Origin of the sequence: Paenibacillus sp. SSG-1, from assembly GCF_002224835.1 — a bacterium.
GTDB classification, from domain to species: domain Bacteria; phylum Bacillota; class Bacilli; order Paenibacillales; family Paenibacillaceae; genus Paenibacillus_AQ; species Paenibacillus_AQ favisporus.
Genome location: NZ_MBRK01000001.1, coordinates 6,971,499 through 6,984,083, shown reverse-complemented (window position 1 = coordinate 6,984,083; position 12,585 = coordinate 6,971,499). Strand labels below are relative to the sequence as shown.

Here is a 12,585-nt window from a genome sequence, read left to right as displayed (position 1 = left end):
GGCTGAACCTTTCTTTTGTACCATCCTACAGAAGTCTCGTTTTTGGTTGAAAATGGGGAATTGACTGGAATATAATAAGTTCAATTCAAAAAACTAGAGGTTAGAGGTGAATAGGTTACATGGGCACACCAAGTTTACAAGACTTTCAAGATCAGGTTTCCGAACTGTTGCTCCGTCACCGCAGTCTGCTGGATGTATTGTCAAAGAATGGACAAAGCAGTGCCTCCGTTAACCGGTCCGTCGCCAAGGCGATTACCGATTGCGGTTGTATTGAACTTCATGCCACTAAACAAACCTTTGCTCCGGGACTGAACCTCGAGGAAGCCAAGGAAACGGTACGGACCCATGTCCAAGGGGAGCTGTGCGAGAACTGCCGCGAGGTGATCAGCACCGAGCTCGGGCGGAACCTGTTCTATATGTCGGCGCTGTGCAATCTGCTCGATATCAATATGGATGAAGTGGTCCGGAAGGAATCGCAAAAATGCTCTACCCTCGGTCTGTTTAACATGTCATAGACGACAAGATTTTTTATACATCAAAAAAAGCATTTATCTCGCTGCTCCGGGCAGGAAATAAATGCTTTTTATTTTTGCATCCCGTTCTATTAAACAGGACGTCGTTTATGAGGAGTGGTCGTTGAACACTTTATCGGACTGCTCGCGATGGCGCCGGCGTCTCCGCGACAACCTTCTCACGTTCTCCTTCACACCGTAAGCGGCATACAACACCAGCGGCAGGAAAATCAGCTTGGAGAGCTGATCCAGGAACGTAACGGCGACCGCAACTCCGGCCAGGATGACGAACGGCGCGTACATCATCGCTTTCTTCGGAAAACCGATTTTCTTGAAGTTCGGATACCGGACCGTGCTGACCATCAGGTATGACAGCAGCAGCATGGCGATGATCATATAGGGGGCGGAAATATCATCACGGAACAAAGATAATGTTGCAAGCACACCGCCCGCTGCCGGTATAGGCAGACCTATAAAGTATCCCGGGCTGCCTGATTGGACGTTAAAGCGGGCAAGCCGAAGCGCCCCGCACATGGGAAATACGGCGGTTACCGTCCAGATCAGCGCATGATGCATATCGTGGAAACAAGAAATGTACATGATAAGAGCGGGTGCAACACCAAAGGAAATTACATCCGAGAGGGAGTCCAGTTCCTTGCCCAACTCACTCTGTGCATTGAGCGCCCGGGCCACCCGGCCGTCCAATCCGTCGAGAAGCATTGCAATGATAATCATGATGGCCGCCAAGCTCAGCTTGTTGTCGAGGGCCAGCATAATCCCTACCATTCCGAGAAACAAGTTACCCAAGGTACACATGTTCGGAATTGATTTCGTAAACATTTTCTCACCTCAAATATCGTAGTACCCCCATGTCATCCATTGATTGTATGGCATTTAAATTTGTCTGTCAATGAATACTTGTTCCTGCAAGCGTTTCAGTCCCTCTTTAATATTGCGGGCTCTGACTTCGCCAATTCCATCCACTTCATCCAATTCTTCGATCGTAGCCATCATGATATGCGGCAGCCGTTCAAAGCGTTCCACCAGGTTGTGAATGATGACGTTCGGCAGACGTGGAATTTTATTGAGGATCCGGTAACCACGGGGTGCTACAGACTCTTCTGAGGTTGCCGCCGACAACGGATATCCCAGCAGGCGGACGACATAGTGGATATCGAGCAGCTCGTCGTCGGTCGCCCGTTTCAGTCCGGCGATCATCTCGCGGATCTTCTCATCGTTGTCGTCACGGGCATAGTCTTTGTACAGGAGCCAGGCTTCTTCCTCCATGTTGCTCACAAGCTCTTCCATCTGCATGCTGATCAGGCGCCCTTCGTTCCCCAGCTCGTTGATGTAGCGCTTGATTTCCATCTTGATGCGCAGAACCATCTCCACGCGCTGAATGACGTTGACTACTTCGGGAACGGTGACCAGCTCTTCGAATTCGGAAGCCGACAGGTTTGTCAGCGACTGGTTCAGCACCGCCCGGTACTTCTCCAGTGTCTGAAGCGCCTGGTTGGCTTTGGTTAGAATGACGCCGATCTCTTTCAACGCGTAGCGGAGCGTACCTTGGTACAAGGTAATGATGTTCCGGCGCTGGGAAATCGACACGACCAGCTTGCCGGTCTGTTTGGCGACCCGCTCGGCCGTCCGGTGCCGAATCCCCGTTTCGATCGAAGATATGGACGAGTCCGGAATCAGCTGGGTGTTGGCATACAGAATCCGCTTCAGGTCTTCACTCAAAATGATGGCCCCGTCCATCTTGGCCAGCTCATATAAGTAGTTGGGCGAGAAATCGCAGTTGATGGAGAAGCCTCCGTCCACAACCTCCATCACTTCGGGACTGTAGCCGACCACCAGCAGTCCCCCGGTTTTGGCGCGCAGCACGTTTTCCAGGCCGTCGCGAAACGGCGTGCCGGGTGCCACGAGCTTCAATAAATCGTTCATTTTCTCCAATTGGCTCGGTTCTTTCATCTTCATTTGCCCCCTAATCTAACGCGACCGCTAGTGCATCTGCAACGGTACTCACTCCGATGATTTCAATACCTTTGGGGTGCCTCCATCCTTTCAAACTTTTCTCCGGTAAAATAATCCGCTTGAACCCCAGCTTCTCCGCTTCCCGGACGCGCTGTTCCACACGGGAGACGCCCCGGACTTCGCCGGTCAGGCCGACTTCGCCGAACATGACGTCATACGGCTTTGTCGGAATATCCCGAAAGCTGGAGGCGATGCTGACGGCGATGGCCAGATCGACCGCCGGTTCGTCCAGCTTGACGCCCCCCGCCACGTTCAGGTACGCATCCTGATTCTGCAGGAACATGCCCATCCGCTTCTCCAGCACCGCAATGATCAGTCCCATCCGGTGATGGTCGATCCCGGTGCACATGCGCCGGGGTGACGGAAAATGGGTGGAAGAGATCAAGGCCTGAAGCTCGACCAGGACGGGTCTGGTGCCCTCCATGCTGGCCACGACCGTAGATCCCGCCACGCCGAGCGGACGTTCGGACAGAAACAGCTCCGACGGGTTCCCTACTTCGACCAACCCGACCTCGTTCATCTCAAAAATGCCGATCTCATTTGTCGATCCAAAGCGGTTCTTAACGGCTCTTAACAGCCGGTAGGTATGATGACGCTCGCCTTCAAAATAAAGCACACAGTCCACCATATGCTCCAGCAGCCTCGGTCCGGCGATGGCCCCTTCCTTTGTAACATGCCCCACAAGGACGGTGGCGATGCCGAGCCCCTTGGCTACCCGCATAAACCGGGCCGTACATTCCCGGACCTGCGCCACGCTTCCCGGCGCGCTGGTCACCTCGGGAATGTAGACCGTCTGGATGGAGTCGATCACCAGAAACTGAGGCTTTACACTCTCGATCGCCTCTTCGATCAGATCCATATTCGTCTCGCACAGAACGTACAGTTCCGGCGACAGGGCACCAAGGCGATCCGCCCGGAGCTTGGTCTGACGGACCGATTCCTCACCGGACACGTACAGCACGCGCAGGCCGGACTGCGTCAGGGCGTGCGACGTTTGCAGGAGCAGGGTCGACTTGCCGATGCCGGGGTCGCCCCCGACAAGAATGAGCGATCCGGGAACGATCCCGCCGCCCAGAACGCGGTTGAGCTCGCCAATCCCGGTCAGCACCCTTGCTTCCTGGCTGCTCTCTATATTTATGATCGAAAGCGGCTTTTCTTTACTATGAAAAAGCGGGGAATTCATCCCCTGCGTCTTGATGATGCTTTCCGTTTCTTCTACCATCGAGTTCCAGGCTTGGCAGCCCGGACACTTTCCGTACCACTTGGCAGCTTCATAGCCGCACTCGGTACAGTAAAATTTCGTTTTCGATTTGGCCATGCTCTCTCCTTTGCTGCCGCCAATTTGTCTAATTATGTCGTTACCTCAGAATTTTGGCATTATTTTAAGTTTACCATTTATTAAGATTTATCGTAAAGTCTATCCAAAAACTTTACATTGATTTATCACTGCAATACAAACAGAAAAGGGACCGACCCGCCGGATCCATAAAAACCGGCGGGGCAATCCCTTGTTGTTTCAGGCTTCGTATGAAGTCACCGGCTCATTTACGACTGTGTATTGGCCGATACATTTTCGTTTTTGCTGACCGTCAGGGCGCCGTTCTCTTCATCGATAATCAGCGAGTCGCCCTTGGACACATGGCCCGTGAGCAATTCTTCCGACAGACGGTCCTCGATATGCTTCTGGATCGCCCGGCGAAGCGGACGGGCACCGAATGCCGGGTCGTAGCCTTCTTTGGCGAGGAATGCCTTGGCTTTATCCGTCAGGGTAAAGTCGACATTGAATTCGCGCAGGCGTTTACGCAGCTCTTCGGTCATCGTCGTCACGATTTCGGCGATGTGCTTCTCTTCGAGCGAGTGGAAGACGATGATTTCGTCGATCCGGTTCAGGAACTCCGGACGGAAGCTCTTCTTCAGCTCTCCCATCACTTTATCCTTCATGTTGTTGTAATCGGCCCCCGCGTCAGCGGCTGCCGTGAAGCCCATCGTGGAGTTCCGCTTGATCGCTTCCGCACCGACGTTGGAGGTCAGAATGATCAGCGTGTTGCGGAAGTCCACCACGCGGCCCTTGGAGTCGGTCAGACGGCCGTCTTCCAGCACTTGAAGCAGAATGTTGAATACTTCAGGGTGCGCCTTCTCGATTTCGTCCAGCAGAACGACCGAGTACGGCTTGCGGCGTACTTTTTCGGTCAGCTGGCCGCCTTCATCATAGCCGACGTATCCCGGAGGCGCTCCGACCAGCCGGGACGTGGAGTGTTTCTCCATGTACTCGGACATGTCGATGCGGACTACCGCATTTTCGTCGCCGAACATCGCTTCGGCCAGAGCACGGGCCAGCTCGGTTTTACCGACACCCGTAGGTCCAAGGAAGATGAACGATCCAATCGGACGTTTCGGATCCTTCAGACCGGCACGGGAACGTCTTACCGCGCGGCTGACCGCCTTGACGGCTTCTTCCTGGCCGATAACGCGCTCGTGGAGAATGGTCTCCATATTCAGCAGGCGTTCCGTTTCTTCTTCCTTCAGCTTGCTGACCGGAATACCGGTCCAGCTGGCTACAACCTGGGCGATATCCTCAGGCGTCACTTCGGAGTCCGTACGGCCCTGTTTCTCTTTCCATTGGTTCTTCGTAACGTCGAGCTCTTCGCGGATCTTCTGCTCCGTATCGCGAAGGGCGGCCGCTTTCTCGAATTCCTGGCTTTGCACGGCCGAATCTTTTTCCTTGCGGATATCTTCAAGCCGGCTTTCCAGTTCTTTCAGATTCGGCGGAATGGTGTACGTGTGAAGCCTTACCTTGGAGCCCGCCTCGTCGATCAGGTCGATCGCTTTATCCGGCAGGAACCGGTCGGAAATGTAGCGGTCCGACAGCTTCACCGCTTCCACGATCGCCTCATCCGTAATCTTCACACGGTGATGCGCTTCGTAGCGGTCGCGCAGGCCGAACAGAATTTGAATCGCCTCTTCCGGAGACGGCTGATCCACCGTGATCGGTTGGAAACGGCGTTCCAGAGCGGCGTCTTTCTCGATATATTTGCGGTACTCATCCAGCGTGGTGGCACCGATGCACTGCAGCTCGCCGCGGGCAAGCGACGGCTTCAGAATGTTGGATGCGTCGATGGCGCCTTCCGCGCCGCCGGCACCGATCAGCGTGTGCAGCTCGTCGATAAAGAGGATGATGTTGCCCGCTTGGCGGATCTCATCCATGATTTTCTTCAAGCGGTCCTCGAATTCGCCGCGGTATTTCGTACCGGCTACAACCGATCCCATGTCCAGCGTCATGACGCGCTTGTCACGCAGCGTTTCCGGGATTTCGTTGTTGATAATTTTTTGCGCCAGGCCTTCGGCGATGGCGGTTTTACCAACCCCCGGCTCACCGATCAGCACCGGATTGTTTTTGGTCCGGCGGCTGAGGACCTGGATAACTCTTTCGATCTCGTTGCTGCGTCCGATAACCGGATCCAGGTTGCCTTCCTTGGCAATCGCAGTCAAGTCACGGGCCAGGCTGTCGAGCGTCGGCGTGCTGACGTTGGATTGGTTGCCGTGATGGCTGGATACAGCCTCGCTGCTGCCCAGCAGCTGCAGCACTTGCTGGCGCGCCTTATTCAGGCTGATGCCGAGATTATTCAACACACGGGCGGCCACGCCTTCGCCTTCGCGAATGAGGCCGAGCAGGATATGCTCTGTGCCCACATACGTATGACCCAATTTGCGCGCTTCGTCCATGGACAGCTCAATTACCTTTTTGGCGCGAGGGGTATAAGCGATATTCGTCGGCTGTTCCTGCCCCCGTCCGATGAGCGTTTCCACTTCATCCTGGATTTTTTCAAGGCCAAGTCCGAGTCCGATTAAAGCTTTAGCGGCTATGCCGTCCCCTTCCCGGATCAGTCCAAGCAAAATATGCTCCGTACCAATGTTGTTATGCCCTAAACGAACCGCTTCCTCTTGTGCCAATGCGAGCACCTTCTGCGCACGTTCCGTAAATCTTCCGAACATCATATCTCCTGCACCTCCATGAGTTTTATCATCGCTTCTCTACTTGCGTTCTTCATCGTAAAGCTGTATATCATAAAGGCTCAGCGCTTTCCGAGGGTTTCCCGGATGAGCTTCGCCCGGTAAATATCGCGTTCTTCGGTGTTCATCTCGTGACCGTAAGTTTTCTGCAGGAAGCCCGGCTGGGTCATCACATTCAGTTCATTCATCATCGAAATAGACGGTCCCTCAAGAATCCCGAGGTCCACTCCAAGGCGCACGTCGGAGAGACGCTGCCCTGCCTCTTTCGAATCCATCACTTCCGCGTAGGATAAAATCCCATAGGACCGTTTGATGCGGTCGGTAATGCGGAGTCTGGAATCGTTCATAAGCCGCGTGCGTGCATTTTTCTCATGCTCGATAATCTGCAGCACAACGCTGTGGAGGTTGTCGATGATTTCATTCTCGGTCTGTCCCAAGGTAATCTGATTCGAGATTTGGAACAGGTTACCTATTGCTTCGCTGCCTTCCCCGTAAATTCCTCTAACGGTGAGCCCAACTTGTGAAACAGCGGATAAAATCCGGTTGATCTGCTGGGTCATCACCAGCGCCGGGAGGTGCATCATGACCGAAGCCCGCAGGCCTGTGCCCACATTGGTTGGACAGCTGGTCAAGTACCCGTGCTTATCGTCAAAGGCGTAATCGATGTATTCCTCAAATTTATCGTCAATGCTCGAGGCCTTCTCCCAGGCTTGGCGGATTTGAAAACCGGGGTATAGACATTGAATGCGAAGATGGTCCTCTTCGTTAATCATAATGCTGACCGATTCGTCCTCACTGAGGATGACCGCGCCGTTCTGGGATTCATTCGCCAAATTAGGGCTGATCAAATGCTTCTCTACCAGCACCCTTTTGTCCAGCGGATCGATGTGGTCGAGCTCCACGGTATAAAAAGTTCCAAAAGACTGAAGGTGATCACTGGGAATACCCGTCAGACGTTTGAGCACTTCCTCCGACTGCTGGCGGGTGGCCAATAGCGGAAAAGGAAGATGCTGCAGGTTGCGCGCAACCCGAACCCGGCTGCTGATGACGATTTCGGAAGCATCGGCCTGGCCGCGCATCCAATCGCTCAGCGCTTTCTCGGTAAACCGGAGATTTGGCATCACGCATTCCTCCTCCTTCGAGTGAACTTTACTGTTCCGACAATTCTTTCTCAAGCTTACGGATCTGGTCGCGCAGCTTCGCAGCCTCTTCGAATTCCTCTTCGTGAATACGCTGCTGAAGCTCGAGCTTCAAGCCGTCGATTTTCCGTTTGGCTTGAATTTTGCTGCCGCCTCTCTTGGGCAGCTTGCCGACATGTACGGTACTGCCGTGAACTCTTTTGAGGAGAGGGTCCAGGCGGTTGCCGAAGTACTTATAACAGGAGCTGCAGCCGAACCGGCCGATCTTACTAAACTGCGAGTACGTCATCCCGCACTCTTCACATCTCAGCGATTGAGCAGCCTTGGCGTTGCTTGCCGCCCCCTTGCCGGCCATGTCAATGTCCATGAGACCAGACAGCAGGCTGTGTATAGAAAATCCGCCAGAGGTTCCGGGGATCATTTCCCCTTTCTCCCGGGCACAGGATTCGCAAAAATGAAACTCCGTCTTCTCACCATTCACAATCTTGGTAAAATGGAGAGTCGCCGGTCTCTTACCACATTCTTGGCAAAGCATACCGATGTACCTCCTTTTTCTCCGTAAGCCTATTTGCCTAACAAAGAAATCAGCATCGCCTTCATCAGCCGAGCACGTATCTCATCCCGGTAAGGAAGCTTGATCATCAGGCACTCTCTGGATATCGCGGCGCGCATAATGCTCGCTTCGCGCTTACTAAGGATGCGTGCCTCCTCCAACTGATAGATCAGCCCTTCGGCCACGTTCTGATCGATGCGTTCCCCAATCGTTTGGTGGAGATGCGTATGAAGCGCCGAGTATTGCGGGAGTTCAATCCGTTGAATCCGGATATACCCTCCGCCACCGCGCTTGCTTTCCACAAGATAACCTTTTTCCAGCGTGAAACGTGTACTGATCACATAGTTGATCTGGGATGGAACGCATGAGAACTGATCAGCCAGATCGTTGCGCTGAATTTCAATCATTCCTTCGGGACTATCATGCAGAATACCCTTCAGATATTGTTCAATAATATCAGAGATATTACGCATTGTTCATCCTCCATTACGTTAAAACGTCAAGACCTTCATGGTCATTCGTTAGTCCGTTCGCATACCCAAACCATCTTCTTTAAACTTAACCAATGGTCGTGGGCTCGAATCTGGATCTTAACCCGGTGAATATGTTATAACTGATCTAAACCTTGCGCATTCACTATTGTGAGTTCAACCGTAAACAAACATACATTTGAATTTACGTTGACTTTGACTTTCTTTGATCTAAATTATAACATATTCTCACGTTTTGCCAAGAGGGTGTATCTTCATTTTTGACGTTCTCCTTCTTTTTATACCGCACCGATACGAAATAACCCCCTGCAACGTATGCAGAGGGTTATTATTCTGACCGGATCCCGGCTCTTTAGAATTGTTCGGAAAGGTATTTTATTCCATAATTAAAAGAAGTCCATAAACAAGGTCTGTCGGACGGGGATCCGCGCTTCAAGGATGCTCACTGCCTTCGCACTGCCTGCAATTCGCCCGGATTGGTAAAGTTCAGCCGGCCGTTTGAACCCCGTCAGCAGGACGGTCAGTGCCTGGATGTCGCAGCTAAGGACCTCTTCCTGCTGTTCTTGAGATGAATCCAGGGGAGAGACCGATGCGGTTCCGTCCGATGAGAACGCCCAGCTCCAAACGCCTTCATTCCAAGGTGCATACATATCCGTCAGCTGAATCGTTAGACGCTCGGATCCCCCCTCGCCGGAGGCTGTAAAAGGATACGTTTCGACGAGTTTCTTCATATTTACGACACGGGCCATCCCATATGGGATAATTTCCTGGTTAATCCGTGGATCGGCCAAATGATATGTAAGACTGTCATCCATCGGCATGAAATTGACGATCACCTGTGTCACCATTGAATCGTGATTGGCGATATAAGTCCATAGCGCACGGCGTGCCTCATCCGTGACATAAACGAGTTCATCGATGGTAAACTCCTTGTTTTCCACCTTATAAAGAACATATCCCTCCGGCGCACCTGAAGCCGAATAATAAACCGCCGTATGTCCATCCTCGTCCAGTACCGAACGGGTCCACCATTCCCGCGTCCGAACCATTAATCCATTATAACGTTTGGAAAATGCAGCATAGACCGTATCTAGAACATCCACGTCTTTGATATCCCGCCGAACTGCACCTTCAGTGGTGACCTTTGCCGGCAATTTATCGGTAGAAATGACATATTTCTTGTACTCACTGAACATTTCCCAGCCGTATTTCCGGTAAAACGGGTAGGAAAAAGGATGCAGCATGGAAAAGACCTGCCCGTTCTCATTCATCTGCTGCAGCGCGTGCGTCAACAGATGCTTAATATAACCCTGCCGGCGGTTCTCCGGCCATGTGGAAACGCTCGCAATCCCGCCCATAGGAAAAGTCTCACCTTGAACCGATACCGTAAACGGGATTAACACCAGCTTAGCCGCCAGTTGCTCATCTTCGTCAAAAATGCCCCACACCTGATCAGGTTTAAATCGTTCTTTGGCCAGCTGCTTCTGCTCGGGAGTCATCTTGTATTGAAAAGCATATTCGCTTAGCCGAGTGCTTTGCTCAAATTCATCTTCCCGTAAATTCCGGATTTCCATGCTTCCACCTCGCCTATTAAGGATGTGCCTGCGAATTCAGTCAGACCCTCATCGTCCTGACAATCATTGAATTCAAAGACGAGTATGGCAAAACCTGTGTGCAAAGTCAATCCATCCTGCAATCTATCCTGTTTACCTGGGGACAACTTATATAAAGAATAGGATCTTGTCGTGGTTATTCACGATCATCTGTGGGTTATGGGGATCATTTTGTGTATTTGTGGATGGTTTTTTGGCGAAACGGGGAGTCGAAAACGTTATCTGTGCATAATTAAGATGAAGAAATGTTAAAAACATTGGAGCCTGTGGATGAAAAAAGCCCCTTATCAACAGGAGCGGGGGAACAAAAAAACCACCGTTGATATTCATCAACAGTGGTCCTTCGCTTGGCAACGTCCTACTCTCCCAGGACCCTTCGGTCCAAGTACCATCGGCGCTGGAGGGCTTAACGGTCGTGTTCGGGATGGGTACGCGTGGAACCCCTCCGCTATCGCCACCAAACGTTCAAGTGTTTGATCACTTGAAAACTAGATACGAAACGAATCTGTGTTTTATATTTATTGGATAAGCCCTCGACCGATTAGTATTGGTCAGCTCCATGCATTGCTGCACTTCCACCTCCAACCTATCTACCTCGTCGTCTACAAGGGGTCTTACATACTGGGAAATCTCATCTTGAGGGGGGCTTCACGCTTAGATGCTTTCAGCGCTTATCCCGTCCGTACGTAGCTACCCAGCCATGCTCCTGGCGGAACAACTGGTGCACCAGCGGTACGTCCATCCCGGTCCTCTCGTACTAAGGACAGCTCCTCTCAAATTTCCTACGCCCACGACAGATAGGGACCGAACTGTCTCACGACGTTCTGAACCCAGCTCGCGTACCGCTTTAATGGGCGAACAGCCCAACCCTTGGGACCTACTTCAGCCCCAGGATGCGATGAGCCGACATCGAGGTGCCAAACCTCCCCGTCGATGTGGACTCTTGGGGGAGATAAGCCTGTTATCCCCAGGGTAGCTTTTATCCGTTGAGCGATGGCCCTTCCATGCGGTACCACCGGATCACTAAGCCCGACTTTCGTCCCTGCTCGACTTGTAGGTCTCGCAGTCAAGCTCCCTTCTGCCTTTGCACTCTTCGAATGATTTCCAACCATTCTGAGGGAACCTTGGGGCGCCTCCGTTACTCTTTAGGAGGCGACCGCCCCAGTCAAACTGCCCACCTGACACTGTCCCCATACCGGATTACGGTACCAGGTTAGAACCTAGATACGATCAGGGTGGTATCCCAACGGCGCCTCCACCCAAGCTGGCGCTCAGGTTTCAAAGGCTCCCACCTATCCTGTACAGATCGTACCCAAATCCAATATCAAGCTGCAGTAAAGCTCCATGGGGTCTTTCCGTCTTGTCGCGGGTAACCTGCATCTTCACAGGTATTAAAATTTCACCGGATCTCTCGTTGAGACAGCGCCCAAGTCGTTACGCCATTCGTGCGGGTCAGAATTTACCTGACAAGGAATTTCGCTACCTTAGGACCGTTATAGTTACGGCCGCCGTTTACTGGGGCTTCGGTTCACAGCTTCGGGATTACTCCCTAACCGCTCCCCTTAACCTTCCAGCACCGGGCAGGCGTCAGCCCGTATACTTCGCCTTGCGGCTTCGCACAGACCTGTGTTTTTGCTAAACAGTCGCTTGGGCCTTTTCACTGCGGCCCCCTCGTGCTATTCACACTACCGGGGCACCCCTTCTCCCGAAGTTACGGGGTCATTTTGCCGAGTTCCTTAACGAGAGTTCTTCCGCGCGCCTTAGAATTCTCTTCTCGCCTACCTGTGTCGGTTTGCGGTACGGGCACCTTCACCTGGTTAGAGGCTTTTCTTGGCAGTGTGAGATCATGACCTTCGGTACTATAATTTTCCCTCCCCATCACAGCCCAGCCTTAAAGTGTGCGGATTTGCCTACACACCAGCCTCACTGCTTGGACGAGCATCCATCAGCTCGCGTCACTACCCTCCTGCGTCACCCCATCACTCATAACGGTTTACGGTGGTACAGGAATTTCAACCTGTTGTCCTTCGATTACGCCTGTCGGCCTCACCTTAGGTCCCGACTTACCCTGAGCGGACGAGCCTTCCTCAGGAAACCTTGGGCTTTCGGCGGATCAGATTCTCACTGATCTTTTCGTTACTCATACCGGCATTCTCACTTGTATACGCTCCAGCACTCCTTACGGTATACCTTCAACGCTGTATACAACGCTCCCCTACCCCTGATGCATAC

The 12,585-nt window shown here is 52.5% G+C and carries 9 protein-coding genes, 1 rRNA gene and 2 other annotated features; of the genes, 1 reads left to right on the top strand and 9 read right to left on the bottom strand.

Features of this window, described 5'->3' with window-relative positions:
• The first annotated feature begins 119 nt into the window (after window positions 1–119).
• On the top strand, window positions 120–515 hold the full coding sequence (locus tag BCV73_RS31700; protein WP_076176710.1) for a nucleoside triphosphate pyrophosphohydrolase family protein: 396 nt from the start codon (window positions 120–122) through the stop codon (window positions 513–515).
• A 105-nt stretch (window positions 516–620) separates the two neighbouring features.
• Here BCV73_RS31700 and pssA read toward each other — a convergent pair whose 3' ends face one another.
• The 9 genes from pssA to rrf all read right to left on the bottom strand — a co-directional run bounded on the left by pssA (window position 621) and on the right by rrf (window position 10,815).
• Window positions 621–1,352: a CDP-diacylglycerol--serine O-phosphatidyltransferase gene (gene pssA, locus BCV73_RS31695; RefSeq protein WP_089549787.1), complete on the bottom strand. Its 732-nt coding sequence runs from the start codon at window positions 1,350–1,352 to the stop codon at window positions 621–623.
• Between the two features lie 54 nt (window positions 1,353–1,406).
• On the bottom strand, window positions 1,407–2,483 hold the full coding sequence (gene disA, locus BCV73_RS31690; protein WP_076176708.1) for a DNA integrity scanning diadenylate cyclase DisA: 1,077 nt from the start codon (window positions 2,481–2,483) through the stop codon (window positions 1,407–1,409).
• A 13-nt stretch (window positions 2,484–2,496) separates the two neighbouring features.
• Complete coding sequence (radA, locus tag BCV73_RS31685) at window positions 2,497–3,864, bottom strand: DNA repair protein RadA (protein ID WP_089549786.1); 1,368 nt, start codon at window positions 3,862–3,864, stop codon at window positions 2,497–2,499.
• Window positions 3,865–4,091: 227 nt separating this feature from the next.
• Complete coding sequence (gene clpC, locus BCV73_RS31680) at window positions 4,092–6,542, bottom strand: ATP-dependent protease ATP-binding subunit ClpC (protein ID WP_076176706.1); 2,451 nt, start codon at window positions 6,540–6,542, stop codon at window positions 4,092–4,094.
• 77 nt (window positions 6,543–6,619) lie between these two features.
• Window positions 6,620–7,678, bottom strand: a complete 1,059-nt coding sequence (gene mcsB / locus BCV73_RS31675) for a protein-arginine kinase McsB (protein ID WP_089549785.1) — start codon at window positions 7,676–7,678, stop codon at window positions 6,620–6,622.
• A 28-nt stretch (window positions 7,679–7,706) separates the two neighbouring features.
• Window positions 7,707–8,231 carry a protein-arginine kinase activator protein McsA gene (mcsA, locus tag BCV73_RS31670; RefSeq protein ID WP_089549784.1) on the bottom strand — a complete coding sequence of 175 codons (525 nt, stop codon included), beginning with the start codon at window positions 8,229–8,231 and terminating at the stop codon, window positions 7,707–7,709.
• Between the two features lie 29 nt (window positions 8,232–8,260).
• Window positions 8,261–8,722, bottom strand: coding sequence for a CtsR family transcriptional regulator (locus BCV73_RS31665; protein ID WP_076176703.1), 462 nt, complete (start codon window positions 8,720–8,722; stop codon window positions 8,261–8,263).
• A 404-nt stretch (window positions 8,723–9,126) separates the two neighbouring features.
• Window positions 9,127–10,314: a GNAT family N-acetyltransferase gene (locus BCV73_RS31660; protein WP_089549783.1), complete on the bottom strand. Its 1,188-nt coding sequence runs from the start codon at window positions 10,312–10,314 to the stop codon at window positions 9,127–9,129.
• Window positions 10,315–10,698: 384 nt separating this feature from the next.
• A 5S ribosomal RNA gene (rrf, locus tag BCV73_RS31655) occupies window positions 10,699–10,815 on the bottom strand.
• A gap of 71 nt (window positions 10,816–10,886) precedes the next feature.
• Window positions 10,887–11,747, bottom strand: a sequence feature (23S ribosomal RNA rRNA prediction is too short).
• Between the two features lies 1 nt (window position 11,748).
• Window positions 11,749–12,497: a sequence feature (23S ribosomal RNA rRNA prediction is too short), on the bottom strand.
• Window positions 12,498–12,585: the final 88 nt, after the last annotated feature.